Below are 26,727 nucleotides of genomic sequence, written 5' to 3'. Positions count from 1 at the left end.
GTGCTGGCGGGCGCGGTTTGCATGGAGCTGCCCGACTGCTTCATGCGCATCCAGTCAATCGCTTGTGCATGGGTGTGCAGGCCAGCTCAAGCCCTGAAGGCGAGGTGTAGATTCCTTCAGCCTCCCCCTGATAACCACACCGACGGTAGAACGAAGTGGCATTGGGGGTCGCGTCCAGATGAATCTCGCAAAGCCCGGCCTCAAGCGCCAGACGCTCCAGATACTGGACCATAGCCCTGCCAATTCCCTGCCCCATGAACGCTGGCAGTACAAACAGAGCCCCCAGCTCGCCGGACTGGAAATCGATGTACCCTGTGGCTACAGGGGCATCGCCCCACTCTGCAATGTGGTAACACCGCTCTACGCTGAGCCTGTACTGCTCCGTCAGTGGCACCTGCGTCCAGGCGTGAACCTGTTCTGCCGTGTAGACGGTAATACACTGGTGCCGTATGGCCTGAAGCCTGATAGAGAAAGCAGCCTCGGCGTCGCTGTACCTGGCTGGACGGATCTGTAACATGCTCACGCTCCTTGTCATGGGTGATCATGACCGGAGCATGAAAAAGCCCCGACCATTAGTGGCGGGGCTTAGGGTTACGTCAGGATTTACGCGCGCAACGTCCTATGGCCCGCCCAAGGCGGTCATCATGGGACGCATCATGTACACGCGGCTGCAAGTCGTCATAGGGGCATCATCGGATGCTTCATGAGCGATGTCAAAACCCGCTCACGCCGTGGCATTGAACGCGTCGTGATATTCCACAGTCCCTGCAGGAACGTCACCGCAAAAGGACAGCGCCTGGAAATACACGTGAGGCACGCCAGGCAACACCAGCTCAGCGTGAGCGTTGAAGCCAAAACGGCTGTAGTAAGCAGGATCGCCAAGCACGACACAACCCGCTGCACCCTGATCTTGCAATTCGCTCAAAGCAGCCTTCATCAGAGAGGCGCCAATACCCCGGCCTTGCCAGTCCGGCAGCACGGATAGGGGCCCAAGCCCATACCAACCCGCCGCACCGGAAGAGACGGTGACTGGAGAGATCGCAACGTGTCCAACGACTCGCTCCTGGTCCACTGCCACCAGCGAAACCGTTAATTGCCCGGCTTTGCGTAATGCATCGACAATGAACTGTTCGGTATGGCTAGAGTGTTCTGCCTGAGCGAACGCAGCGATGGTCACTGCGGCAATCTGCTCGATGTCTTCGGCTCGTTCGTTACGGATATCCACTTTCATCATACCGAACGCAGTGCAGCCAACACGCTCGCCGCGTCACTGACCTCGAACTTGCCAGGCGCTTCCACCGCAACGTGCTGGACGATCAGGTCGTCGACCACCATGGCATAACGCAGCGAACGGCGCCCCAGCCCGCGGGCCGACAGGTCCTGGATCAAGCCCAGCGCATCGCTGAAGTCGCCATTGCCATCGCCGATCATCTTCACGGCATCGCCCACCTGGAGGCTGTTGCCCCAGGCATTCATGACAAAGGCATCGTTTACCGAAACGCAGAAAATTTCGTCAACGCCAGCCGCAAACAATGCTTGTGCCTGCGCTACGTAACCCGGAACGTGGCGTTCGGAGCACGTGGGCGTGAACGCGCCAGGCAAGCCGAAAATAACCACTTTTTTCTGCTTGCACCGGTCGTGAACAGAAAAGGCATTCGGGCCGATCGCGCAGATGCCAGCGTCGTTGTTGTATTCGTAAAGGGTAACGTCGGGCAGTTGATCGCCAGTTTTGATCATCGTTGTCTCCTGCATCAGGTGATGATTGAGCAAGCCATGATGCCGCAGTCTGGTCGAAATGTCCGTGGTTGCCGTGCGGGTTTGATATCCCTGGCAGCTGAAATGCAAAAGCCGCAGCCTCTTGCGCGAACAGGAGACTACGGCTTGGGTGTTGATGACGCTAGCGGCCCAAACCCGTCAGACCGGCGCCACACCGATTTCAGCGCAATACGCTTCGGTTGCCTGCTCGATCACCTTGATATTCTTGTTGGCACGTACCAACAAGAAAACACCGAGCCCAATCATGATGATGCCGGGTACAAGCATGAACAGCATGGGCAACCCGAGGATGATGCAAAACCAGCCCACCAGTTTGAGGAACTTGGCAGCCTTGAGGAGCATGCTTTTCTGCGAGTAAATGGCGTCCGCGTCTTTGGTCGGCAGCATCTTGTAGCTGCCAATGATTTCCCGCTCGTTCGAAAACAGCATGGTATGCCTAATTCCCTTTAGTAAGTGTGTGAATTTACGCCACAGCAACCTTTGCGCTGTTGAAATAACACGAGGCTTGTCTAGCGATTCACTGCGAGCCGTCCATGTATCTCACGAAGCTCAGGCGCTGCCAGGCGTTTGAGCTGGCGCGATTTAACCATGGTAAAGAACCCTTGTTCAATCGATTCTCTGGCCCGACAGGCACAGGCAGAATTATTCCCTGTCGCAAGGAACTCTTTAAACCGGGCGATGTTCTGATGAAACTTTGCCTGCGCATGCTGGATAATATTATTATGATATCACCCAGCATGTGGCGCATCGCCTGTTCAGCGGGCCAGTATCGCCTGATGATGGTCGATCGAAGGCACAGCGTCCTGAACGCGCCGAGCCGTCAGCCATTCGCGCATTCGCGCAGTATCGAAAATCTGCCCCTCCTCCATCATGGCCAGGATGAGCGTTTGGGACATTCGGTAACATCCACATCGGGAACAACACCGCGCTTCCCATCCGTGGGCGCATTCGACAGTTTCAGCCTGCCCTGCGCAGATCAGACAACTCATGTAAGCCCCCTTTTATTCTTCTTCCATGAAGGGTGGTTGCAAAGCCAAAAGATTAGTATGGCTTTCGATTGACATGAGATTTTCGTGCCAAGTCCCCAAATACCTTCTGCGCGCTTGAGAACCAGGCATGGCCCGAGGAGCGCTCATCAACTGTACAGGCTGTCATCCAAGGGCTCGCTCGGCGCGTCCATCAGGCACACGCCTGGTACTGGCCATGGCACACATCATGAGCAACACTAAAAAACCTGTGAATTATCTTCAATACCCTTCATGTAGACGCCCTGCTTAAACTACGTCCTGATCATGCATCAGCATAAAGTTTGTTGAGCGAAGGCCCCGGAAGGTGCAACTGGAAAGCACTGAAAGGCTCGACCTCAAGCATCAGGACACCGCGCACCATGAATACAGCCCCTACGTTTAGCCTCAAGCGCATTGCTTTCGACGAACATTATCACCCTGCCGAAAACACCCGCATCACCACCAACTTCGCCAATTTGGCGCGGGGGGCGAACCGCCAGGAAAACCTGCGCAACACCTTGACGATGATAAACAACCGTTTCAACGCCCTGGCGCATTGGGATAACCCCGACAATGACCGCTACCACGTCGATCTGGAAATCATTTCGGTGGAAATGAACCTGGAAGCCGAACCGCACGGCAATACCCTGCCGTTGATAGAAATACTGAAAACCCATATTGTCGACCGCACAACCAATACCCGCATCGAGGGCATGGTAGGCAATAACTTTTCCTCGTACGTTCGCGACTACGACTTCAGTGTACTGTTGCTGGAGCACAACAAGCATCGGTCAACCTTCAGCACGCCCGAGAACTTTGGCGCGCTGCACGGCAACCTGTTCAAGTGCTTCGTAAATTCGCAAACCTACCAGCAGCACTTCAACAAACCGCCGGTTATCTGCCTGAGTGTATCGAGCAGCAAAACCTACTACCGCACCGAAAACCAGCACCCTGTACTGGGCGCTGAATACCAGCAGGATGAATACTCGCTGACGGACGAATACTTCAAGAAAATGGGCTTGAAGGTTCGCTATTTCATGCCTCCGGACAGTGTTGCCCCGCTAGCATTCTATTTTTCCGGTGACTTGCTGGCGGATTACACCAACCTTGAGCTGATCAGCACCATCAGCACCATGGATACCTTCCAGAAGATTTACCGCCCCGAAATCTACAATGCCAACTCTGCAGCCGGCAAGGCCTACCAGCCCAGCCTGAAGCACCAGGACTACTCGCTCACGCGCATTGTCTACGATCGGGATGAGCGCAGCCGGCTGGCGATCGAACAGGGCAAATTTGCCGAGGCGAACTTTGTCAAACCCTACCAGGCCACGCTTGAGCAATGGTCCGCTCAATACGCCCGTTGAATCATTCAAAGTACAAGGTCATCGCTCATGAACACGCTACTCCCCACGTCCACTGCCGGCAGCCTGCCTAAACCGTCCTGGCTTGCCCAACCTGAAACACTCTGGTCACCGTGGAAGTTACAAGATGCGCAACTTATCGAAGGCAAACAGGATGCCCTGCGCCTGGCCCTGCAAGAACAACAACACGCCGGTATCGACATTGTCAGTGATGGCGAACAAACACGTCAGCACTTCGTCACCACCTTTATCGAGCACCTGAGTGGTGTTGATTTCGAGCAACGGGAAACCGTTAGAATCCGCGATCGCTACGACGCGAGCGTGCCAACCGTGGTGGGTGCTGTCGCCCGACAGAAACCCGTGTTTGTCGAAGATGCCAAGTTCTTGCGCCAACAGACCACGCAGCCGATAAAGTGGGCGCTGCCTGGCCCCATGACCATGATCGATACCTTGTACGACAGCCACTATAAAAGCCGCGAGAAACTGGCCTGGGAATTCGCCAGGATTCTCAATCAGGAAGCCAGGGAACTGGAAGCGGCCGGTGTTGACATCATTCAGTTCGACGAACCGGCATTCAATGTCTTCTTCGACGAAGTGAATGACTGGGGCGTGGCCACCCTGGAAAGGGCCATTGAAGGCCTCAAGTGCGAAACAGCCGTCCATATCTGCTATGGCTATGGCATCAAAGCCAATACTGACTGGAAAAAGACCCTGGGCTCGGAGTGGCGGCAATATGAGCAAGCCTTCCCCAAACTGCAACAGTCCAGCATCGATATCATCTCGCTGGAATGCCATAACTCGCATGTTCCAATGGACCTGATCGAGCTGATTCGCGGCAAGAAAGTCATGGTCGGCGCCATTGATGTGGCCAGCCATGCCATTGAAACACCGGAGCAGGTTGCCGACACCCTGCGCAAGGCACTGCAGTTCGTCGATGCCGACAAACTTTACCCATGCACCAATTGCGGGATGGCACCGCTGCCTCGTCAGGTAGCCAGCGGCAAGCTCAAGGCGTTGAGTGCAGGCGCGGCAATCGTTCGCCAGGAACTCGTCAACGCACGCTGAAGCAAATGCAGCCACAGGACCTACTATGTTGCTTTCCGGTAACGCCATCGAGCCGTCGATTTTTCGCCAGGCGCTTGGGCACTTCGCATCCGGCATCACGGTGATTACATCATACCTTGACGGTGAGCCCGTCGGCTTCACCTGCCAGTCGTTCTACAGCGTGTCGATGAGCCCTGCGCTGGTGTCATTCAGCGTGATGTCCCGTTCGGCCAGCTACCCGAAGATTCGCCAGGCTGGCCGCTTCATGGTCAACATCCTGTCAGGTGAACAGGTCGGCATTTCCAACCGTTTTGCGCAGCGCGGCACCGACAAATGGCACGGCGTGCAATGGCAGACGTCGCCGCTGGGTAACCCGATCATTGCTGGCAGCCTCCACTGGCTCGATTGTGTCATTCACGCCGAACACGCCGCCGGGGATCACCTGATCGTGATTGGTGAAGTTAAAGCACTGAGCCTGCAGGCAGCGGCTGATACGCAACCACTGCTGTATTTCAAAGGGCAGTACCGCAACATCGCCGCGCACAACGCGGCTTGAGCCTCTGCCCCACCCACGGAAACCTACTGAAAGGGATTGCCAGGGCTGCTTGAGAGCGAGGAGAACCCACGTTCATCGAGCTGGCCCGTAATTTACCCATGATCGATTTACGCCACCTGCGAACCCTCCACGCGCTGCGTGAAACCGACAGCCTGCACGAGGCCGCCGAGCGCCTGCACCTGACCCAATCAGCCCTGTCGCACCAGTTCCGCGACATGGAAGAACGGATCGGCATGCCGCTGTTCGTGCGCAAATCCAGGCCGGTGCGCTTCACCAGTGCGGGGCTGAAACTGTTGCAGCTGGCCGACCAGGTGTTGCCGCAAATCCGCAGTACCGAACGGGACCTTGGCAAACTGGCCGGGGGCTCGGCCGGGCGGCTGCACATCGCCATCGAATGCCACAGCTGCTACCAGTGGCTGATGCCTTCCGTGGATGAGTTTCGCAGCGCCTGGCCAGAGGTGGAACTGGACCTCGCCTCCGGTTTTTCCTTCGCACCACTGCCAGCCCTGGAGCGCGGCGACCTGGACCTGGTAGTCACTTCCGACCCGGTAACACTGCCGGGCATCACCTACGTGCCGTTGTTCGGTTATGAGGCACTGCTGGCTATCGACAACCACCACGCCCTGCGCGACAAGCCTTGCCTGGAACCTTCCGATATCGCCCACCAGACGCTGATCACCTACCCGATCGAACGCACTCGCCTGGATATTTTCACCCGCTTTCTCGACCCGGCCGACGTCGAGCCGGCACAGGTTCGCACCTCGGAACTGACCGTGATGATGATGCAGCTGGTGGCGTCCGGGCGCGGTGTCTGCTGCCTGCCCAACTGGGCAGTGCATGAGTACAGCTCGCGTGGCTATGTAACCGCCAAGCGCCTTGGCGAACAGGGCTTGCAGGCCAGGCTCTACGCAGCACTGCGCAGTGACATGCTGGAAGTACCATACGTGAGCGATTTTCTGCTCACCGCCAAGGACATCTCCTTCACCACGCTGGCGGGTGTCAGCGTGGCGTCAGGGCCCGTGCTCTGACAGCTGCGCGGCCTTAGCAGACCACGCCCCAATTCGGGTCAAAATCGGTAACGGGTTTCAAAGCGCCCTTTTTTGATGCGCGCCAGGCTGTCGGCCCGGCGTTGCTCACCCGCAGCTAGAGCAAACACCGCCCGTACTGCCACGGATTACCCGCCCAAATCCCGTGTTTCGCGGCGCTTTCCCCTCAACATCCCCGCTGCACGGCGTTTTCGGCACCTTCATTGCAATGCTTGTTGTGCTCACCGCACAGGCAACCAATCGCAACCGAGGCTCACGCGAGACACGGCACCCACCGACCCCAGCAAGGCAGCACCCTGAAAAACGCAGATGAACCGCAATGAAGCTGCCGGCAACGGTGGCAAGGAGTGGGTATGTCCCGGGCTTTTTTCAATGAAATGTACGAAGCGAACGGCAGTTGCCGCCCGCATTACCAGGAGTTCGCCCGCTGGCTGGCGAACACCCCGCTGGAGCTGCTGGAGCAGCGCCGACGTGAGGCGGACCTGTTGTTCCACCGTGCCGGCATCACCTTCACCTTGTACGGCGACAGCCAGGACACTGAGCGCCTGATCCCCTTCGATATCATCCCACGCAGCATCCGCGCCAGCGAATGGCGCACGGTCGAGCGCGGCTGTATCCAGCGTGTGCAGGCGCTTAACCTGTTCCTGCAGGACATCTACCACGACCAGCGCATCCTCAAGGCCGGTATCATCCCGCCCGAGCAGGTGCTGGCCAACGAGGGCTACCAGATCGCCATGCAGGGCCTGGACCTGCACCGGGGGCTGTATGCCCACATCGCCGGTGTCGACCTGGTGCGTGACGGCGATGGCAGCTACTTCGTGCTGGAAGACAACCTGCGCACCCCCAGCGGCGTCAGCTACATGCTCGAAGACCGCAAAATGATGATGCGCCTGTTCCCCGAGCTGTTTGCTGCCCAGCGTATCGCCCCCATCGACCACTACCCCAACCTGCTGCTGGACACGCTCAAGAGCGCCAGCCCGCTGGACACCCCCACTGCCGTGCTGCTTACCCCGGGCCGCTTCAACAGCGCCTATTTCGAGCATGCGTTCCTGGCCCGGGAAATGGGCATCGAGCTGGTCGAAGGCGCAGACCTGTTCGTGCGTGACGAGCATGTCTACATGCGCACCACCGCCGGCCCGCAGCAGGTTGATGTGATCTACCGCCGCCTGGACGACGACTACCTCGACCCGCTGTCGTTCAACCCGGACTCGATGCTCGGTGTACCAGGGCTGATCTCAGTGTACCGCGCCGGCAATGTGGTACTGGCCAACGCCGTCGGCACCGGCGTGGCCGACGACAAATCGATCTACCCCTATGTCGACGACATGATCCGCTACTACCTGGGCGAAGAGCCGATCCTGAACAACGTGCCCACCTGGCAGTGCCGCAAGCCTGCGGACCTGTCCCACGTCCTGGCCCACCTGCCTGAACTGGTGGTCAAGGAAACCCAGGGCTCCGGCGGCTACGGCATGCTGGTTGGGCCGGCATCGACCAGTGCCCAGATCGAAGACTTCCGCGCGCGCATCAAAGCCCGCCCGCACGCCTATATCGCGCAACCCACCTTGTGCCTGTCCACCTGCCCGACCTTTGTCGACAGCGGCATCGCCCCGCGCCACATCGACCTGCGCCCGTTCGTGCTTTCGGGCAGTGAAACCCGCCTGGTGCCCGGCGGCCTGACCCGCGTGGCGCTGAAGGAAGGCTCGCTGGTGGTCAACTCGTCGCAAGGCGGCGGTACCAAGGACACCTGGGTGGTGGAGGACTGAACCATGCTTTCGCGAACCGCTTCCGACCTGTACTGGATGTCGCGCTACCTGGAGCGTGCAGAAAACCTCGCGCGCATGCTTGAGGTCAGCTATTCGCTGTCGTTGATGCCCCAGGCTGGGCGCAGCGATGGCCATGCCGAGCTGGCGATGTCGCTGCTGGCATCCGGCACGCTGGACGACTACATCCGCCGGCACACCGAGCTCGACACCGAGCGCATGCTGCACTTCTTCGCCCTCGACGCGACCAACCCCAGCAGCATCTATTGCTGCCTGCAGGCCGCCCGCACCAATGCCCATGCAGTACGTGGCCGCATCACCGCCGACATGTGGGAAAACATCAACGCCACCTGGATCGAGATGCGCAATATCGCCAGTAATGGCCTTGGCCGCTATGGCATCAGCCAGTTCTGCGACTGGGTCAAGGAACGCTCGCACCTGTTCCGTGGCGCCACCTCCGGCACCATCATGCGCAACGATGCCTACAGTTTTATCCGCCTGGGCACCTTCCTGGAGCGGGCGGACAACACCCTGCGCCTGCTCGATGCGCGCTATGAAATGTTCGGCGAGGCCTCGGAAGAGGTCAGCGACGATTCCGCCCGTGGTTATTACCAGTGGAGCGCCTTGCTGCGTGCGCTGACCTCGTATGAAGCCTTCAACGAGATCTATCGCGCCGCCCCCAGTGCCCGGCCAGTGTCCGAATTGCTGTTGTTGCGGGTGGACGTACCGCGCTCGCTGCATGCCTGCATCGAGGAACTGGACCTGATCCTGGCCGGCCTGCCGGGCAGTAGCGGGCGCGCCGCCCAGCGCATGGCCGCCGAACTCAACGCTCGCCTGCGCTACACCGCCATCGATGAAATCCTCGAAGCGGGCCTGCACCCTTGGCTCAGCGATTTTATCGGCCGCATCAACCAACTGGGCCAGGCGGTCCATCACTCCTACCTGGAGGTTGTATGAAACTGTCCATTCGCCACGACACCACCTACAGCTATGCCAGCGACGTCAGCAACAGCATCCAGTTCCTGCGCCTGACGCCGCGCAGCAGCGCACGCCAACGCATCAATGAATGGCAACTGGGCCTGCCCTGCAAGGTCAAGAGCCAGATCGACCCGTACGGCAACATCCTGCATGTGCTGACCCTGGACAAACCCCACGGCCACCTGGCGCTGACTGCAAGCGGGCAGGTAGAGATCGACCCGGACTGCGAGCAGGAGGCCGAAAGCCAGTCTCCCCTGCCATTCCTGCGTGTCAGCCGCCTGACCCAGGCCGATGACACGCTCAAGGCCTTCGCCACCCGACAATGTGGCGAGCACCGAGACCGGGCGGCACTGACGGGGCTGATGCAAGGCTTGGCTGAGCACATGCCCTACCGCCCGGGGGCCACTTCGGTAGGTACCACCGCGATCGAAGCATTCAACGGCGGCGCCGGGGTGTGCCAAGACCACACCCACGCCTTCCTGGCCTGCGCCCGCAGCCTGGGGGTGCCGGCACGCTACGTTTCGGGCTACCTGTGCACCGAGGACGAGCAGCACCTGGCCAGCCACGCCTGGGCAGAAGCCTGGATCGACGACGCCTGGTACAGCTTCGACATCACCAACCGCCTGACGCGGCCAGACCGTCACCTGAAGCTGGCGGTTGGCCTGGACTACCTCGATGCCTGCCCGGTCCGGGGCGTGCGCCGCGGCGGCGGTATCGAATCGATGCAGGCCAGCGTTCACGTACACCGCCAGTGACGCGTTTGCAGCAGGCCGGTCTTGCCGCGCAGGTGCGGCAAGACCACTCCATATCCAATACCAGGGAAACCGCATGACTTACTGTGTCGCCATGCACCTTGAGGACGGGCTTGTCTTCATCAGCGATTCACGCACCAACGCCGGCATCGACCAGATCTCCACCTTTGCCAAGTTGTTCGTGTTCAGCGTGCCGGGCGAGCGGCTGATCGTGCTGCAGACCGCCGGCAACCTGGCAACCTCGCAGTCGGTGGTGAACCTGCTGCAGCAACGCAGCCAGGGCAGCGGCCCTCACCTGCTGAACGTTGCCACGCTCTACGATGCAACGGTGCTGGTCGCCGACACCCTGCGCGAAGTGGTCAACCGTGACCGCAGCAAACTTACGGGCGACATCGACCTGAGCAGTTCATTCATTGTCGGCGGCCAGATAGCCGGCGCACCCATGGCCATCTACAACGTCTACGCGCAGGGCAATTTCTTCCAGGCCACGCCAGACACCCCGTTCCTGCAACTGGGCGAAAGCAAGTACGGGCGGCCTATTCTTGACCGAAACCTGCAGTACCAGACGCCACTGGATGAAGCGTTGCGTTGCGGTCTGATTTCGTTCGATTCCACCATCCGCAGCAACCTGTCGGTGGGCATGCCGCTGGACTTGCTGGTGTACCGCGAAGGCAGCCTGGAATGCATGACACGCAAACGCATTACCGGTGAGGATGCGTATTACCAGCAGATTCGCAGGCAGTGGAGCGATGGGTTGAAGCGGTTGTTGGCGGAGCTGCCAGCGCCGCCTTATGGCTGATCGAGCCATCCACTCAAAACCTCTAGCGCCAGTGCCGGCCTCTTCGCGGGCAAGCCCGCTCCCACAGGTACTGCGCATATCCTGAAGGCTGTGATGATCCTGTGGGAGCGGGCTTGCTCGCGAAGGGGCCGGCACTGGCAACACATCAGTGAGCCTCAGCACGAAGCCGGTGACTCACTTCATCATGCCCAGCTCGGCATCATCCATAAGTGCCTTGGCCAAGGCACACAGGTAATGCGAGGCCCAAATCAGCTGCGGTTTGTCTTCCATCAAGCCATCCAGGGTCATGTCCCGCGCGTAGCCCATCAACTCTGAAGCCTGCTCGCGGGCGCTCTGGCAAGGAATGCCGGCCTCGATGCGGAACAGGGGGTGGGTCTGGTTTTCACCTTGGTAGAAGGTGGTTTTGCCGACGGTGAATCTGTTTTCTTCTGTGTACATCGCACTGTGTTCTCGGTAGGGCCACCGCCAACCCGCTGTCAAACGGAAAGGTGGCAGCTGTGTATGGGTTGACAGACCGGCGAACACAGAAACCGGCGCACGCGAACGTGCCCCATACACAACCGCCATGAACGGTCATGCTCTGTATATCGTCGCGGCCTGTCAAAGCCGGTCGTTGTGTGCAACGACGAACCGACACTAGAGCGCTGAAAACACGGACGCAACGAAAAACAGGCGCTGGGAGTATCTTTGGGAATTGGACTACATGGAAGCGGCAAAATCTGATTTCCCGGGTACTCAGCATGCATGACATGCATTCATCCATGCTGTGAGGAGCCATCGTTTGAGTCGATCAAATCGCTGAAATCTAATGGGTGCAAACCAACAAGAAGCTCGCACGGAAGCGATCAGCGATAGAGATAACTACACGATGACTCCAACGTTCTCATTATTCGTCCTGGGCACCGCAATACTCCTGATCGTAGCCATGATCAGCAAATTCAAAGTCCACCCTTTTCTCGCGTTGATGGCCGCAAGCCTGGTGGTAGGTGTCGGCACCGGCATGGCGCCCACGGCAATTGTGGCCGCATTCGAGAAAGGCATGGGCGGCACGCTGGGCTTTCTCGCCGGTATCATCGGCCTGGGCAGTATCCTCGGCAAATTGCTGGAAGAGTCCGGAGGCGCCAAACGCATCGCCACCACGCTTTTGAACACGCTGGGTGAACGCAATGCCTCCTGGGCAATGATGCTCGTTGGCTTCATCGCCGGCATCCCGGTGTTCTTCGAGGTTGGCTTCGTCCTGTTGATTCCGCTGATCTACGTGGTCGCACGTCAAACCCGAATCAGCATGCTGTACCTCGGTGTCCCGCTGGCCACCTCGCTGATGGTGGTGCACTGCATTCTCCCGCCGCACCCGGCCGCCACGGCCATTACCGGCATGCTCAATGCGGATATCGGCACTGTCATCCTGTACGGCCTGATCGTTGGCCTGCCAACCGCCATCATCGCTGGGCCGGTGTGGGTTCGCTTCACTTGCAAACGTGAGGCCAGCGAATCCCAACAGGCCTTCCTGTCTATACGCACGGTGACTCAGGCAGAAGAGCAGGCAATGCCTGCCTTCGGCATCACACTTGCCACCGTCCTGCTGCCGCTCATGTTGATGGTCGGCAAAACACTGGCCGTCACGGTTCTGGACAAGGGGTCTGCACTGTACGAGTGGGTGGCCTTTTTCGGCAGCCCATTAATTGCCCTGACGCTATCGGTGGTGTTCGCTTACTGGGCACTGGGCTTGCGTCGCGGCCTGGACATGGCTGACCTGCTGAGCCTGACCCAGCGCTGCTTCCCTCCCCTGGCCGGCATTCTGCTGATCATCGGTGCCGGTGGCGCCTTCAATGACATGCTCGTCGGCAGCGGCATTGGCAAGGCACTGGCTGATGTGCTTAACCAGACGCAATTCAACCCGATCATCCTTGCCTGGTTGATCGCCGGGATCATGCACTTTGCCGTCGGTTCGGCCACCGTCGCGATGATCAGCGCGGCCGGCATGGTCATGCCGATGCTTGGCCAGCACCCGGAATACAACCGGGAAATCCTGGTGATCGCTATCGGTGCCGGCGCCATCGGCTGGACCCACATCACCGACTCAGCTTTCTGGGTGGTGAAGGAATACCTGGGCCTTTCCCTTAGCGACGCACTGAAGAAGTTCACGGCCGCTACGGTACTGGCCTCGGTAGTTGCCTTGTGCCTGACCCTGCTCCTTTCGAAGATTGTCTGATCTACTCTGCACATACTGCGCAACAGGTGAAATCATGATTCACGGAAAAACCCTTGAAGCCTGGCAACAAAGCCACCCCATCATCGCCGACCTGGTTGCCCTGAAAGAAACCAGCTGGTTCAACCCTGGTATAGCCAAGGCTGCCGAAGCCCTGCACGACGTAGGCCTGACGGCGGACGACGTGCAAGCGACAAGCGCACGATTGCAGCGTTTCGCACCCTACCTGGCCACTGTGTTCCCTGAAACGGCAGCTGCCGGCGGGGTGATCGAGTCGCACATCACCCCGCTGCCGCAGCTTCGCCAACGGCTTATCGAGGAAGGCTCACTGCAAAACGTGGGCAGCCTGTGGCTCAAGGCGGACAGTGACTTGCCTATCTCCGGATCCATCAAGGCCCGGGGCGGCATTCATGAAGTGCTCAAGCACGCCGAAGACCTGGCCTTGGCGGCCGGTTTGATCACGCCGTCGGATGACTACACCAGACTGGCCAACGATGAGGCCCGCTCATTCTTCAGCCAGTACAAGATAGCCGTGGGTTCGACCGGCAACCTGGGCCTGTCGATTGGCATCATGAGCGCCAAGCTGGGCTTCCGGGTGAGCGTGCACATGTCGTCCGACGCCAGGCAATGGAAGAAGGACAAGCTGCGCGCCAACGGCGTAACGGTGGTAGAGCACGCCTGCGATTACAGCGTGGCGGTCGAGCAAGGTCGCCAGCAGGCAGCGTCAGACCCCAGCTGTTATTTTGTCGACGATGAAAACTCCCCGCAGCTGTTCCTCGGCTATGCCGTTGCCGCCGAACGGCTGGCACGGCAGTTCGACGAGGCCGGCATCCAGGTGAACGCCGATCATCCATTGTTCGTGTACCTGCCGTGCGGCGTCGGGGGCGGCCCCGGTGGTGTCGCATTCGGGCTGAAGCTGGTGTTCGGCGATGCGGTGCATTGCATCTTTGCCGAACCCACCCATTCCCCGTGCATGCTGCTGGGGGTGTACACCGGCTTGCACGATGAAACCAGTGTGCAGGACTTCGGCATCGACAACATCACCGCCGCCGACGGCCTGGCGGTCGGGCGCCCGTCCGGGTTTGTCGGCAAAGCCATGCAGCGGCTGATTGATGGTTACTACACCGTGACCGACGAAGAACTGTACCGTTTGATGGTCATCGCCCATGAGCAGGACAAGGTCAAACTGGAACCCTCTGCCCTGGCCGGGGTACCCGGTATGCTACGGGTACTGCAAGCGGGTGAGTACCTGGCGCGCCAGGGCTTTTCCCCAACGCAACTTCAGCAGGCCACTCACCTCGTCTGGGGCACGGGTGGCAGCATGGTGCCCGAGGACGAGTTCAACGCCTATCTGGCCAAGGGGCGCAGCGTGCAGGCAAACGTTTAACCGCAATCAGTGAACTGCGCAGAAAGGATTGATCGATGAAAAAGCTCGGCGGCGCCGCCGCAGTGAAACTCAGTGGCTCGCACCTGGGCAGCCTGCATGTTTTTCTGGTGGCCGCACGGCACTTGAGCTTCTCGCGCGCCGCAGATGAGCTGTGCCTGACGGCCAGCGCGGTAAGCCATCGCATCAATCGCCTCGAAGATGAACTGGCGCTCAAGCTGTTCCATCGCATGCCGCGCAAGGTCAGCCTCACCGAAGACGGCGAGCGGATGTTCTCGGTCATGCAACGGACCATGGATGAGTTAAGCGAGGCCGTGCAGGAACGCGCTCATGCCGAGATCGCCGGCCAACTGACGTTGTATGTACGCCCGTCAGTAGCACAATGCTGGCTGGTGCCGCGGCTCGCGCAGTTCACTTCCCGCTACCCTGATATCCAGCTGGATATCAGGGTGGGTAATGAGAGCATCGACTACCGCACACGCAAGATCGACCTGGTCCTCTGTTACTCGGACGGCCATCACCCCGGGCTCAAGACCATTCACTTGATGAACGAGCGGATCGCCCCTGTGTGCTCCCCCCATTACGCAGAAATCCATGCATTGACCGGTGACCTGCACCGGCTGGATCACTGTACCGCCTTGCATGACGTAGCAGCCTGGGACAATGCTGCATTCGATGCAGAGTGGCAGCTCTGGGCCAGCACCAAAGGCGCCGGTATCACCCCTCCACACCGGTTTCTAACATTCGATCGCTCCGACCTTTGCACACTCGCAGCGCTGAACCATGTCGGCATCGCCATCGGCCGGGAACAACTGGTCAGAGAGCGCATTGCACGCGGTGAACTGGTCCTGCCGTTGGGTGGTTTCGTTGATACCCCCAGCTATGGCTATTACCTGGTCTACCCGCCTCATGACCCGATGCCCAGACGGTTGCAGGTGTTGATCGACTGGCTTGTGGAAAGCGCCCAAGCGCCCGACTCAAGTCATTAACTTGCTCAACCACGGATGCACTGCGCAAACACCGGTTCCTGCAAATAGGCCACATTCAACCGGGTCCAGGGCGTCACGGCCTTCTGGTTGGTCTGGAAGATCGCCCCCGGCGCCAGCATTACCCCCCTGCCCTGCACTTCGCGGGTCAGCAACGCGGTGTCTTCGATACCCGGAAAACGCGCCCACAGGTACAGGCTTTGTTCCGGCCGACAGAACACCTCGGCGCCTAGTTCATCCAGCACCCGCAGCCCGCCGGCGGTAGCCTCCCGCACCCGGTCCTGCAGGCGCATCAGGTGCCGCAGGAAATGCCCTTCGCTGAGGATCACATCCGCCGTGCGTTCGCACAGTTCCGAACAACTGGTGTGCAACATCATCTGCAGGTCGGCCAACTCGTCGATGACCTCCTTGCTCCCTGCGATGTAACCCACCCGCAAAGCCGCCGACACTGATTTCGAGAAACTGCCGATGTACAGCGAACGCCTCAGTTGGTCGAGCGCCGCCACCTTGAGCGCGGAGCTGGGCTTGAAGTCAGCGAGTGCATCGTCTTCAACCAGCAGCAAGTCGTGCCGCTCGGCCAGTTGCAGCACGCGATGGGCCTTGGCCGGGGAGATATCCGAGCCGGTAGGGTTGTGGCACACCGACTGGATGAAGAACAGCCGGGGCCGTTCGACGCGCAGCATGGCTTCCAGCGCATCCATGTCCGGGCCGTCCGCCAGGCGCGGCACGCTCAGCAGCCGTGCGCCGTGCAGTTGCAGCTTGCCGAACAGCGGGTAGTAGCCCGGGTTTTCCACCAGCACCGCATCGCCCGGTACCACGAAGCGGCGAATGATCAGGTCCAGTGCATGGTTGGCGCCGTGGGTGGTCACGATTTGCCGGGGCGTGGCACTGATGGCGTAGCTGGCCAGCTTGCGCACCAGGCTCTGGCGCAGGCCAGGGTTGCCCAGGCGATTGCCATAGCGAAACAGGTTCCCTGCACCACTGCGCATCGCTTGCCGGGTGAATTTGTCGAGGCGCATGTCCTGCAACCAGGCCACCGGCGCAAAACCTTCACCCAACGGCGCCAGCCCGGGTTCGCGAACGAACTGCTGCCGCATCATCCAGATGGTGTCCATGGCCCGGGTGTACGGCGGTGCTTCATCCAGCTCGGCGGCCTGCACCTGCGCACCGACGAAAAAGCCCTGTCCGTGGCGCGCCTCCACCAACCCTTGAGAGGCGAGAATCTCGTACGCGGTGATCACCGTATTTTTCGAGTGCCCGTGCAAGCGCATGTACTCGCGTAACGACGGCAGGCGGTCGCCAACCTTCAGCACGCCAGTGCGGATCTGCTGCTCAACCGCATCGGCGACTTGCTGGGCAAGGGTGACACGAGGCATCGGCTGGCTCCTGTGCTGTCATGGGTACAGTCTGGGTACTGTTGGGCAAAACTGTACCTTCAATCAAGGGCACAGTGGCTGCACATTTAGCACCACGCCGGCGACGCGCTCAAGCCGCCGCCCAACAACAATGACGCCAACGGTACCCTCATGAGCCTCGATTCCCGCCTGCCCGCTTTCCGTAACCTGTCCCCCGCCGCGCGCCTGGACCACATCGGCCAGCTGCTCGGCCTGAGCCACGACGATGTCAGCCTGCTGGCCAACGCCGGTGCCCTGCCGATGGACATCGCCAACGGCATGATCGAAAACGTCATCGGCACCTTCGAGCTGCCCTATGCCGTGGCCAGCAACTTCCAGATCAATGGCCGTGATGTGCTGGTGCCGCTGGTGGTGGAAGAACCCTCGATCGTCGCCGCTGCTTCGTACATGGCCAAGCTGGCCCGTGCCAACGGCGGCTTCACCACCTCCAGCAGCGCCCCGCTGATGCGTGCCCAGGTACAGATCGTCGGCATACAGGACCCGCTCAATGCACGCCTGAGCCTGCTGCGCCGCAAAGACGAAATCATTGAACTGGCCAACCGCAAGGACCAGTTGCTCAACAGCCTTGGCGGCGGCTGCCGCGACATCGAAGTGCACACCTTCGCCGATACCCCGCGTGGCCCGATGCTGGTGGCGCACCTGATCGTCGATGTACGCGATGCCATGGGCGCCAACACCGTCAATACCATGGCCGAGGCCGTTGCGCCGCTGATGGAAGCCATTACCGGGGGCCAGGTACGCCTGCGCATTCTGTCCAACCTGGCCGACCTGCGCCTGGCCAGGGCCCAGGTGCGGATTACTCCGCAGCAACTGGAAACGGCCGAATTCAGTGGCGAGGCAGTGATCGAAGGCATCCTCGACGCCTACGCCTTCGCTGCGGTCGACCCTTACCGCGCGGCCACCCACAACAAGGGCATCATGAATGGCATCGACCCACTGATCGTCGCCACTGGCAACGACTGGCGTGCAGTGGAAGCCGGCGCCCATGCGTATGCCTGCCGCAGTGGTCACTACGGCTCGCTGACCACCTGGGAAAAGGACAACAACGGCCATTTGGTCGGCACCCTGGAAATGCCGATGCCCGTAGGCCTGGTCGGCGGTGCCACCAAGACCCACCCGCTGGCGCAACTGTCGCTGCGCATCCTCGGCGTGAAAACAGCCCAGGCGCTCGCTGAGATTGCCGTGGCCGTAGGCCTGGCGCAAAACCTCGGGGCCATGCGCGCCCTGGCCACCGAAGGCATCCAGCGCGGCCACATGGCCCTGCATGCGCGCAATATTGCCGTGGTGGCGGGCGCCCGAGGCGATGAGGTGGACTGGGTTGCCCGGCAGTTGGTGGAAAACCACGACGTGCGCGCCGACCGCGCCGTAGCACTGCTGAAACAAAAGCGCGGCCAATGAGCATGGTCCCGATGCAAGCGGTAAAGGTCTTTGAAGTCGGCCCCCGTGACGGCCTGCAGAACGAACGCCAGCCGCTGTCGGTGGCCGCCCGTGTGGGCTTGATCGGCGAGCTGGCTGGCACCGGCCTGCGGCATATCGAAGCCGGCGCCTTCGTGTCGCCGCGCTGGGTGCCGCAGATGGCCGGCAGCGACGAGGTGTTGCGCCAGTTGCCCAGCAACGACGGGGTCAGTTACTCGGCCCTGGTGCCCAACCGGCAAGGCTTCGAGGCCGCGCAACGGGCTGGTTGCCGCGAGGTAGCGGTGTTCGCCGCCGCCTCCGAGGCGTTTTCGCGCAACAACATCAATTGCTCCATCGATGAAAGCTTCGAGCGCTTCACACCGGTGTTGCGCGCCGCCAGCGAAGCCTCTATCCGGGTGCGCGGTTATGTATCCTGCGTGCTCGGTTGCCCGTTCAGTGGGGCCGTTGCGCCGGAGGCTGTGGCCAAGGTCGCACGCCGCCTGTACGAACTGGGCTGCTACGAAATCAGCCTGGGTGACACCATTGGCGCCGGCCGCCCGGATGAAACGGCTCAGTTGTTCGAGCACTGCGCACGGCAACTGCCGGTCGCGGCACTGGCCGGCCACTTCCACGATACCTGGGGCATGGCCATCGCCAATGTGCATGCCGCACTCGCGCAGGGTGTACGCACCTTCGACAGCTCGGTCGCGGGCCTCGGCGGCTGCCCCTACTCGCCGGGTGCCAGCGGTAACGTGGCCACGGAAGATCTGTTGTACCTGCTGCACGGCCTGGGCTACAGCACCGGTGTCGACCTGGAGGCGGTGGCACGGGTTGGTGTGCGCATCAGCGCACAGCTGGGCACCGCCAACCGCTCACGCGCCGGCCTTGCCCTGGCAGCAAGGAGCGCCCGCGAACACTGATAGCGCCTGTGGCTCCCGAACAAAAACAACAAGCCCGCAAGGGCAGGAGAATGCCAATGACCTTTGAATGCCGCCTGCACCCCCTCCACCCGGAGGTGGACCATGGCTGACGACAACCTCTATGAAGTGTGGGGCGACACCGTGGACAGTCGCCACTTGCTCGCCGCCATCGCCATCGGCGCCGCTTGCAGCCTGGGTACCTTTTTCCTGGCCGAGCACCTGTTGACCGGCTGGGTCGAGTCCAGCCAGATGGCCCGGGCCTACGCCATGCTGCTGGGCATTCTCGGCTCGCTGCTGGGTGGCGGGGTCAGCGCCTGCCTGTTCAAGCCCAAGCGCCATGTGGTCGAGCATGTGGCCGACCCGGCCTGGCGCCAGCAAGTAATCGAAGAGCTGCGCAGCGAATACGGCGGCATCGGCCAGCTCGGTGACCTGCCGCAGGAGGTGCGCAACGAGTTGCGTGAGCTGGGCCTGGAACGCCTGTTCGATGAAGCTGAACCCGCAAGCGCAGCCGAGGCCTGCACAAGCACCGCAACCCTGAAGCGAGGTACCGCCTGATGGACGCCCTGTTCGACCAGGTTCTGATAGCCGTGCTGATGGGCGTTATTGGCGCCGTGGTGTTTGCCGCCATCGGCCTGATCTCCGGCAGCGACGAAACCACCACCCTCGCCCCCCTGACCTTGCTGGTCGTGCTGTTGGGCGTGCCCGCTGCCGGGGTGTTCACCTTCTTCCTCGCCGGTGCGGTGGCCAAGCACATGACACACGCCGTCCCCACGGCGTTGCTCGGCATCCCCGGCGACACCATGGCCACACCCCTGATGCGCGAAGCCAACTTCCTGCGCAACCTGGGCGTGCCGCATATCGCCCTGCGCAAGATGATCTCCGGTGCGGTCATCGCTGCCCTGGTGGCAGTGCCACTGGCAGTGCTGTTCGCCGTGCTGCTGGCACCTTTTGGTGATGCGATCAAACGGGCAGCGCCCTGGGTGTTCCTCGCCGCCGCCACCACCATTGCCTATTTCTCGGCAGGCCGCTGGGCCTCGGTACTGGCGCTGCTGCCCTTCGTGCTGGTGATCATCGCCTTGCAGACCCTGACCGGCCAGCACGGCGTCAAGCTCAGCGTCAGCTACTTCCTGGGCATTGCCATCGGCCCACTGATCGCCGCCCTGTTCGCCATGCTCGCCCCGGCAGAGCGGGCGCGGATGAAACGCAGCGAACCGCGCACCTTTGCGCTGTCACCCGACGTCAAGGGCTGGGGCGGCTGGTTCCCCAACCCGCTGAAGGTGCTGGACCGCCGCCAGGCCGGCTGGACCTTGGCCACCGCCACGGTGTCCAGTGCCACCTTCGTGTTCAGCCCGGTGGCCATGACGGTGATTCTCGGTGAAGTGGTAGGTTCACGCATCAAACACGCCTATCACCGCCTGACCTCGGTCATCAGCGTGCGCAACGGTGTTACCGAGTCCACCTACATTGCCGAGGCGCTGATCCCGCTGATCGCCTTTGGCCTGCCGCTCAGCCCGGTAGCTGCCGGGCCGGCCGCTCCGCTGTTCAACGCCCCGCCACGCTTCACCGTCGACAGCGCCAGCGGCCAGGTGAACAACCTGCACAACCTGCTAAGTGCCAGCGAGTTTCTTGCCTACGGCATGCTGGCGGTCGTGATCGCCATCCTGATCGCCTACCCCTTCTCGATGAACTTCGCCCACCGTGCTGCTTCGTTCGTGTCCCGGCGCATCAGCCACGAGGCGGTGATCGCCACCTTCGTCGGCCTGATCCTGGTAATCGGCCTGTGGGAAGGCGGCCTGCTGGGCCTGCTGGTCATCCTTACTGTGGGCCTGCTGGGCGGTTTCCTGTACCGCTTCATCGGCTTCAACATCGGCGTGCAATTCATGGGCTACTACACCGCCGTGCTCAGCGTGCCGGCCATCGTCGCCCTGTTCGCTTGAACTGACCCTCCTCACCCTGCCACGCAACCCCTGCGGTTGCGTGGCTTCACTCGCCTGCAAGAAAGGAACAACAACAATGAATATCCTTTGCCCCCCTTGCCGCATGACGGCGGCTTGCGCTTGCCTGTTGCTTGGCGCCGCCAGCGCCCAGGCCGAAGGCTTCAGCGACGACGCCAAGGTCGGCCTGACCTTGCGCAACTTCTACATCAACCGCAATTTCGTCGACCCGGCCTATCCGCAAGGCAAGGCCGAAGAATGGACGCAGAGCTTTATCCTCGACGCCCGTTCGGGCTTTACCCAGGGCGTGGTCGGCTTCGGTGTGGATGTACTGGGGCTGTACTCGGTCAAGCTCGACGGCGGGCGCGGCACTGCCGGCACCCAATTGCTGCCGGTGCACGATGACGGCCGCCCGGCGGATGACTTCGGCCGCTTGGGCGTGGCGCTCAAGGCGCGAGTTTCGGCCACCGAGTTGAAGGTTGGCGAGTGGTCGCCGATGCTGCCGGTGCTGCGTTCGGACGACGGCCGCTCGCTGCCGCAGACCTTCCAGGGCGCCCAGCTCACCTCACGCGAGATCGACAACCTCACCCTTTACGGCGCGCGCTTTCGCGGCAACAGCCCACGCAACGACGCCAGCATGGAAGACCTGTTCATGTCTGGTCGGCCTGCCGCCACGGCGGACCGCCTGGACATCCTCGGCGCCGAGTACCTGTTCAACGACAAGGCCACCCAGCTCGCCATCTGGCATTCGGACCTGCAAGACATCTACCGCCAGCAGTACTACAACCTGGTCCACAACCAGGCCGTGGGCAACTGGACCCTGGGGGCCAACCTCGGGTACTTCGTGGGCAACGACAGTGGCCGCTCACTGGCAGGCGAAATGGATAACCGCACCACGTCGCTGCTGCTCTCGGCCCGTACCGGCGGCCATACTTTCTACGTGGGGCTGCAACGGGTCAGCGGCGATACCGGCTGGATGCGGGTCAACGGCACTGCCGGCACCAGCCTGGCCAACGACAGCTACAACTCCAGCTATGACAACGCCCATGAGCGCTCCTGGCAGTTGCGCTACGACCATAACTTCGCGGTCGACGGGCTGCCAGGATTGCAGTTCATGACGCGTTATATCAGCGGTGACAACGTGCAAGTCGGTAGTGTGCGCGATGGAAAGGAGTGGGGTCGGGAGACCGAGCTGGCCTACACCGTCCAGAGCGGCAGTTTGCGAGACCTGACAGTCAGATGGCGAAGCTCTACCTTGCGCCGGGACTTCAGCAGCAATGAGTTCGATGAACACCGGGTAATCGTGAGTTATCCGCTATCGATCCTGTAGCAAAACGCCGCGAACCGGGCTTGCGGTTCGCGGCGTTGCTCAGGCGATCAGCACGGTATACCCGCCAGTGGCCAGACAGGCGCTTGCGTCTCTTTGGCCTGGCTGCGTTTTCGCGCCCACTGGGTCAGGGCGGCCATCAAGGCAAAGCCCAGCAGGATCATGACCGGGTAGGCCAACAGCAACTCGGTCAGCGAATACTTCCAGGCCAGCGGCCGACCGACACCCAACATCGCCGCATACAACCAGGACACACCCGACAGCGCGCCGGAAAACAACGCGAACATACGCACGCCGATATTCAGGTCGAGCAAAGAACCTGCCTTGAGCAAGGCCGGCAATACATAGCGATGCAACAACATGCCATTGAACGTCAACAACAGGACAATAATAATCTTGGCGTGAAGTTTTGGGTTGGCAAAGTAACTCATGCCTTTTTCAAGGTAATCAATACCAATGACAGCCGCCCCCGTGAGCCACAAGAATATCAGGGCATTGGACACAGACTTCTGTAAACGCGCCATATGTTGACCGTCATGCCCGGCCTGTTTGTGACCTTTGAGCAAGTCCCTGACCATCTCGGCATCACTGGCAAACACCAACCCGATGGCGACACAGCAGGCCAGCAAGTGAACATAAATAACCGACAACCGCACCAGCTCCATGGATTCTTTCTGCCCGAACAGGCTAATAATTGTATTGATCTCCACGACGTCTTCTCCACGTAATGCATTAGCGCTAGATGGCCTTGCTGCAGGCGTGCGAACAGCGTGATCGCAACGGCAAGACCCAATTCATATCGTTAATTGAAACAGCGGATTGATACTTAGATACACAGCAGCTCAACCGTTAAGCCTCGGTCGGGCATAGGCGTTACTCCATGATCAGAGGTAATAAAAATCCCCATGTGCATCCCGTGATACGCATGAGGTTGGTGTATGACTTCCTGAGAGGGGCGCGAGGTGCAGTTCATGAGAAACACACCTGCTGGCAAATAGGAGCCGTCAACAGCAAAAACGTTCACTGCCTGAACACAACCACCGACCAGCGGTATTTAAAGTCACGTTAGTTAGTAGACTAACATTTTACAATGTTGACCGAAGAGGAAGTTTTTATTCACAACTGGATCCAAACTTCATGGCGGGCCCTGATTGCTCTAGTTCGCTGTCCGTCGTTAAAGGGCGATGATGAATTACCCCAACAACTGGCTCAATACCGCGCGCAATTTCCCCGGTTTAACCGGTTTGTTCAGCAGCGGTGCACCCAATTTCTGCAAGCCCCGACGGCACTGGTCGCTGCGGTCTGCGGTAATGATCACCGCCGGTATCGCAACCGCAAAATGCTCACGCAAGTGCTTGACCACCTCGCAGCCCACCACCCCATGGTCGAGGTGGTAGTCGGCCAGGATCAATTCCGGAGCCCGCCCCTGCAACGCCAGCAAAGCTGCCTCCTGATCGATTGCAGTGACCACTTCACAGCCCCACTGCCCCAGCAACGCGCCCATGCTCTCAAGGATGCTCACTTCGTTGTCCAGCACCAGCAAGCGACGGCCCGGCAGTGGGTTGCCGGCACTTGGCAGCGGCACAGCCTGGTGAACGGCCAGTGGCACTTCTTTGCCAATCGGTACCTCGATACTGAACATCGAGCCGCGCCCCGGCCATGAACGCACCTCGATCCGGTAACCGAGAATCTTGGCAATCCGTTCAACGATAGCCAGCCCCAGCCCCACCCCTTTGCGATCCGCAGCGCGGCCGACGTCCAATTGGTTGAATTCGAGGAAAATGGCATCCAGCCGATCCGCCGCAATGCCCCGGCCGGTGTCCCACACCTCAAGCCGCAGATGCTCGCCACGGCGCCTGGCACCTAGCAGTATCCGGCCTTCGTCGGTGTAGCGGCAGGCGTTGCTGAGGAAGTTGCGCAGTATGCGGGTCAGCAACCGCAGGTCGGTGCTGATGGCATGGTCAGCGATGCGCGCGTGCAGCTTCAGGCCTGCCGCATCAGCCACTGTGCGAAACTCCGAGACCAGCGGCGCGAAGACTTCGTCGAGACGGTACACGGCCACGTCCGGTTTGACCGCTGCCTGGTCGAGCCGGGAAATGTCCAGCAGGTCGGTCAGCAGGTCTTCGGCGCCTTCCAGGGCCTGGTGGGTGCGCTCCACCAGCACATGCTCGGCCTCTGGCAATGGCCGTTCGCGCAAGGTGGAGATCAGCAGGCGGGCGGCGTTCAGCGGTTGCAGCAAGTCATGGCTGGCGGCGGCGAGGTATTTGTCCTTGCTGCGGTTGGCGGCCTCTGCGGCATCCCGGGCCTCCAGCAATTCATCGGTACGCGCAGCAACCCGTTGCTCCAGTTCGTCGTTGAGCTGTTGCAAACGCTGCTGGGCCTGCTTGCGTTCGGTGATGTCGGCGACAAAACCTTCCACCAGCCCTTCCTGCCCGGGCTTTAGCAGCAGGTTCATCAGCACATCCAGGTGGCTGCCATCCTTGCGGCGCAGACTGGTTTCGTAGCCGTGCAGGCTGCGGTCACGGGCGAGGATCGCGGTAATCGCCTGCAGTTCTTCGGCGCCGCCGTCAAACAGGTGAGTGGCCAGGTCAGTCAGGGAAAACAGCACCGCTTGCGGGTCGTCGTAGCCAAGCATGCGCGCCAACGCCGGGTTGGCGGCACGCATGCCGTCCTGCAGGCTGGCCTGGAAAATGCCGTGCACGGCGTTTTCGAACAGCCATTTATAGCGGTTGCGTTCGGCTTCCAGTTCGTCCAGGCGGGCAGAAAGCTCCGGATAATGGCTTTTGCGTGCCGAGTGGTCGCCGAGCCCCAGCAGCCCGGCCAGCGCCCGCTGCTGCTCGTCAGAGGGCCTCGCCATAGACCACCTCGACATCACGCTGGCTCGACGCGCGGGGGTTGGTGAGAATGCACGGATCATCCATCGCATGCTGCGACAGGAACGGAATATCGGACGTGCGCACGCCGTGCAGGCCCAGGGTTTCGTGGAAGCCGATGGCGTGCTTCAGGGCGATCAGGTGTTCCACCAGGCGCCCGCAAATCTGCCGGTGGTTGAGGCCACGGCAATCAATGCCGAACACCTCGGCAATCACCTTGAAGCGCTCCGGCGCCGAACTGTAGTTGAACGCCACCACATGCTCCACCAGCACCGCGTTGCACAAGCCATGGGGCAGGTCCAGGAACCCGCCAAGGCTGTGCGACATCGCGTGCACTGCACCCAGGATCGCGTTGGAAAACGCAAGCCCCGCCTGCATGCTGCCCAGCATGATCTTCTCGCGCAGGGCGATATCGGTGGGGTTGGCGATCATCTCCACCAGGTTGCCATTGATCAGGCGCATGGCTTCCAGCGCGTGGGGGTCGGTCAGCGGGCCGTGGCCAGTGGACACGAAGGCTTCGATGGCATGCACCAACGCATCGATACCGGTACAGGCCGACAGGAACGGGTCCATGCTCAGGGTGGTTTGCGGGTCGATCAGCGACACGTCCGGCACCACCGCCTTGCTGACGATGGAGAACTTCATGCGTTCCTGCTGGTTGGAAATGATCACGAACTGCGACACGTCCGCCGAGGTGCCGGCGGTGGTGGGGATCAGGATCAGCGGCGGGCTGGGCACGCGGATCATGTCCACGCCTTCGAATTCGAGAATGCTGCGCCCATGGGCAACCACGATGCCGATGGCCTTGCCGCAATCCATCGGGCTGCCGCCGCCCACGGCGACGATCACGTCGCAGTGGTTTTGCCGGTAGATCTCGGCGCCGAGCATCACCTCTTCCACCCGTGGGTTGGGCGATACAGCCGTGTACAGGCAGTAGTCGATGCCCTGCGCCTGCAGGCTGGCTTCCACATCCGCCACCCAGCCGGCGGCAATCACGCCGGGGTCGCTGACCACCAGCACCTTGCGGGCGCCGAAGGTTTTGGCGTAATTGGCAACGTTATGCCGGCAACCGGCACCGAAGATGATTTCAGGCGATACAAACTTGCGAAGCGGGCTGAAACTCTGGCTCATCGTGAAGCCTGTTCTTATTGTTCTGGAAGGTAACTGCCAGCGTAAAGCATCCCGCAGCGAAAGCAACCAGACCA

The 26,727-nt window shown here is 60.9% G+C and carries 26 protein-coding genes; 17 read left to right on the top strand and 9 right to left on the bottom strand.

Annotated elements, in window-relative coordinates; genetic code table 11:
• Positions 1–40: 40 nt before the first annotated feature.
• From N436_RS22575 to N436_RS22555, 4 genes are all read right to left on the bottom strand, one after another.
• Positions 41–517 (bottom strand): GNAT family N-acetyltransferase, encoded by a 477-nt coding sequence (locus tag N436_RS22575; RefSeq protein WP_110742002.1) that lies wholly within the window; start codon positions 515–517, stop codon positions 41–43.
• 207 nt (positions 518–724) lie between these two features.
• Positions 725–1,231 carry a GNAT family N-acetyltransferase gene (locus N436_RS22565; protein ID WP_105947883.1) on the bottom strand — a complete coding sequence of 169 codons (507 nt, stop codon included), beginning with the start codon at positions 1,229–1,231 and terminating at the stop codon, positions 725–727.
• Positions 1,231–1,737, bottom strand: coding sequence for a peroxiredoxin (locus N436_RS22560; protein ID WP_105947840.1), 507 nt, complete (start codon positions 1,735–1,737; stop codon positions 1,231–1,233). The genes N436_RS22565 and N436_RS22560 overlap by 1 nt, the downstream gene beginning before the upstream one ends.
• 177 nt (positions 1,738–1,914) lie before the next feature.
• The gene (locus N436_RS22555; protein WP_060501668.1) at positions 1,915–2,205 is read right to left on the bottom strand and encodes a hypothetical protein; all 291 of its coding nucleotides are present in this window, start codon (positions 2,203–2,205) and stop codon (positions 1,915–1,917) included.
• Positions 2,206–2,309: 104 nt separating this feature from the next.
• Here N436_RS22555 and N436_RS28485 point away from each other — a divergent pair, with 104 nt between their 5' ends.
• The 9 genes from N436_RS28485 (at position 2,310) to N436_RS22515 (ending at position 11,079) form a co-directional block, all read left to right on the top strand.
• On the top strand, positions 2,310–2,837 hold the full coding sequence (locus tag N436_RS28485) for a hypothetical protein (protein WP_158286275.1): 528 nt from the start codon (positions 2,310–2,312) through the stop codon (positions 2,835–2,837).
• Positions 2,838–3,163: 326 nt separating this feature from the next.
• Positions 3,164–4,147 (top strand): DUF1852 domain-containing protein, encoded by a 984-nt coding sequence (locus N436_RS22550; RefSeq protein WP_110742000.1) that lies wholly within the window; start codon positions 3,164–3,166, stop codon positions 4,145–4,147.
• Positions 4,148–4,174: 27 nt separating this feature from the next.
• The gene (locus tag N436_RS22545) at positions 4,175–5,209 is read left to right on the top strand and encodes a methionine synthase (protein WP_105947842.1); all 1,035 of its coding nucleotides are present in this window, start codon (positions 4,175–4,177) and stop codon (positions 5,207–5,209) included.
• Between the two features lie 25 nt (positions 5,210–5,234).
• Entirely contained in the window at positions 5,235–5,744 is a 510-nt protein-coding gene (locus N436_RS22540; RefSeq protein ID WP_110741999.1) for a flavin reductase family protein, read from the top strand.
• A gap of 98 nt (positions 5,745–5,842) precedes the next feature.
• A complete protein-coding gene (locus tag N436_RS22535; protein ID WP_110741998.1) occupies positions 5,843–6,772 on the top strand; it encodes a LysR family transcriptional regulator in 930 nt (309 codons plus the stop codon).
• Between the two features lie 371 nt (positions 6,773–7,143).
• On the top strand, positions 7,144–8,553 hold the full coding sequence (locus tag N436_RS22530) for a circularly permuted type 2 ATP-grasp protein (RefSeq protein WP_110741997.1): 1,410 nt from the start codon (positions 7,144–7,146) through the stop codon (positions 8,551–8,553).
• Positions 8,554–8,556: 3 nt separating this feature from the next.
• On the top strand, positions 8,557–9,507 hold the full coding sequence (locus N436_RS22525) for an alpha-E domain-containing protein (protein WP_110741996.1): 951 nt from the start codon (positions 8,557–8,559) through the stop codon (positions 9,505–9,507).
• The gene (locus N436_RS22520) at positions 9,504–10,283 is read left to right on the top strand and encodes a transglutaminase family protein (RefSeq protein ID WP_060501654.1); all 780 of its coding nucleotides are present in this window, start codon (positions 9,504–9,506) and stop codon (positions 10,281–10,283) included. The genes N436_RS22525 and N436_RS22520 overlap by 4 nt, the downstream gene beginning before the upstream one ends.
• A gap of 73 nt (positions 10,284–10,356) precedes the next feature.
• Positions 10,357–11,079 (top strand): proteasome-type protease, encoded by a 723-nt coding sequence (locus N436_RS22515; RefSeq protein ID WP_110741995.1) that lies wholly within the window; start codon positions 10,357–10,359, stop codon positions 11,077–11,079.
• Positions 11,080–11,253: 174 nt separating this feature from the next.
• On the opposite strand, the gene N436_RS22510 is transcribed toward N436_RS22515, so the two are convergent.
• The gene (locus tag N436_RS22510; RefSeq protein WP_110741994.1) at positions 11,254–11,517 is read right to left on the bottom strand and encodes a DUF3077 domain-containing protein; all 264 of its coding nucleotides are present in this window, start codon (positions 11,515–11,517) and stop codon (positions 11,254–11,256) included.
• Positions 11,518–11,947: 430 nt separating this feature from the next.
• Between N436_RS22510 and N436_RS22505 the strand changes: the two genes are divergently transcribed.
• Genes N436_RS22505 through dsdC form a run of 3 tightly spaced genes read left to right on the top strand, consistent with a single transcriptional unit; the run spans position 11,948 to position 15,661 of the window.
• On the top strand, positions 11,948–13,291 hold the full coding sequence (locus N436_RS22505) for a gluconate:H+ symporter (protein WP_110741993.1): 1,344 nt from the start codon (positions 11,948–11,950) through the stop codon (positions 13,289–13,291).
• 34 nt (positions 13,292–13,325) lie between these two features.
• Positions 13,326–14,675: a D-serine ammonia-lyase gene (locus tag N436_RS22500; RefSeq protein ID WP_105947851.1), complete on the top strand. Its 1,350-nt coding sequence runs from the start codon at positions 13,326–13,328 to the stop codon at positions 14,673–14,675.
• 35 nt (positions 14,676–14,710) lie between these two features.
• Positions 14,711–15,661: a DNA-binding transcriptional regulator DsdC gene (gene dsdC, locus N436_RS22495; RefSeq protein WP_105947852.1), complete on the top strand. Its 951-nt coding sequence runs from the start codon at positions 14,711–14,713 to the stop codon at positions 15,659–15,661.
• Positions 15,662–15,666: 5 nt separating this feature from the next.
• Here dsdC and N436_RS22490 read toward each other — a convergent pair whose 3' ends face one another.
• Positions 15,667–17,034 carry a PLP-dependent aminotransferase family protein gene (locus N436_RS22490; protein WP_110741992.1) on the bottom strand — a complete coding sequence of 456 codons (1,368 nt, stop codon included), beginning with the start codon at positions 17,032–17,034 and terminating at the stop codon, positions 15,667–15,669.
• Positions 17,035–17,184: 150 nt separating this feature from the next.
• Between N436_RS22490 and N436_RS22485 the strand changes: the two genes are divergently transcribed.
• The 5 genes from N436_RS22485 to N436_RS22465 all read left to right on the top strand — a co-directional run bounded on the left by N436_RS22485 (position 17,185) and on the right by N436_RS22465 (position 22,652).
• Positions 17,185–18,471: a hydroxymethylglutaryl-CoA reductase, degradative gene (locus N436_RS22485; RefSeq protein WP_105947854.1), complete on the top strand. Its 1,287-nt coding sequence runs from the start codon at positions 17,185–17,187 to the stop codon at positions 18,469–18,471.
• A complete protein-coding gene (locus N436_RS22480) occupies positions 18,468–19,388 on the top strand; it encodes a hydroxymethylglutaryl-CoA lyase (RefSeq protein WP_110741991.1) in 921 nt (306 codons plus the stop codon). The genes N436_RS22485 and N436_RS22480 overlap by 4 nt, the downstream gene beginning before the upstream one ends.
• A gap of 102 nt (positions 19,389–19,490) precedes the next feature.
• The gene (locus N436_RS22475; protein WP_110741990.1) at positions 19,491–19,943 is read left to right on the top strand and encodes a hypothetical protein; all 453 of its coding nucleotides are present in this window, start codon (positions 19,491–19,493) and stop codon (positions 19,941–19,943) included.
• Positions 19,943–21,325: a tripartite tricarboxylate transporter permease gene (locus tag N436_RS22470; RefSeq protein ID WP_028698710.1), complete on the top strand. Its 1,383-nt coding sequence runs from the start codon at positions 19,943–19,945 to the stop codon at positions 21,323–21,325. The genes N436_RS22475 and N436_RS22470 overlap by 1 nt, the downstream gene beginning before the upstream one ends.
• A gap of 103 nt (positions 21,326–21,428) precedes the next feature.
• On the top strand, positions 21,429–22,652 hold the full coding sequence (locus N436_RS22465; protein WP_110741989.1) for an OprD family porin: 1,224 nt from the start codon (positions 21,429–21,431) through the stop codon (positions 22,650–22,652).
• 47 nt (positions 22,653–22,699) lie between these two features.
• Here the strand turns inward: N436_RS22465 and N436_RS22460 are convergent, their stop codons facing one another.
• The 3 genes from N436_RS22460 to ercA form a co-directional block, all read right to left on the bottom strand.
• Positions 22,700–23,314 carry a hypothetical protein gene (locus N436_RS22460; RefSeq protein ID WP_110742036.1) on the bottom strand — a complete coding sequence of 205 codons (615 nt, stop codon included), beginning with the start codon at positions 23,312–23,314 and terminating at the stop codon, positions 22,700–22,702.
• Between the two features lie 527 nt (positions 23,315–23,841).
• A complete protein-coding gene (locus N436_RS22455) occupies positions 23,842–25,506 on the bottom strand; it encodes a NahK/ErcS family hybrid sensor histidine kinase/response regulator (RefSeq protein WP_110741988.1) in 1,665 nt (554 codons plus the stop codon).
• Entirely contained in the window at positions 25,490–26,653 is a 1,164-nt protein-coding gene (ercA, locus tag N436_RS22450; protein ID WP_014591380.1) for an alcohol dehydrogenase-like regulatory protein ErcA, read from the bottom strand. Before ercA ends, N436_RS22455 begins: the two co-directional genes overlap by 17 nt.
• Between the last annotated feature and the right edge of the window lie 74 nt (positions 26,654–26,727).

The sequence above is a fragment of the Pseudomonas sp. RV120224-01b genome (assembly GCF_003208145.1).
GTDB lineage: Bacteria > Pseudomonadota > Gammaproteobacteria > Pseudomonadales > Pseudomonadaceae > Aquipseudomonas > Aquipseudomonas monteilii.
This window is presented reverse-complemented; position numbering and strand designations above follow the sequence as displayed.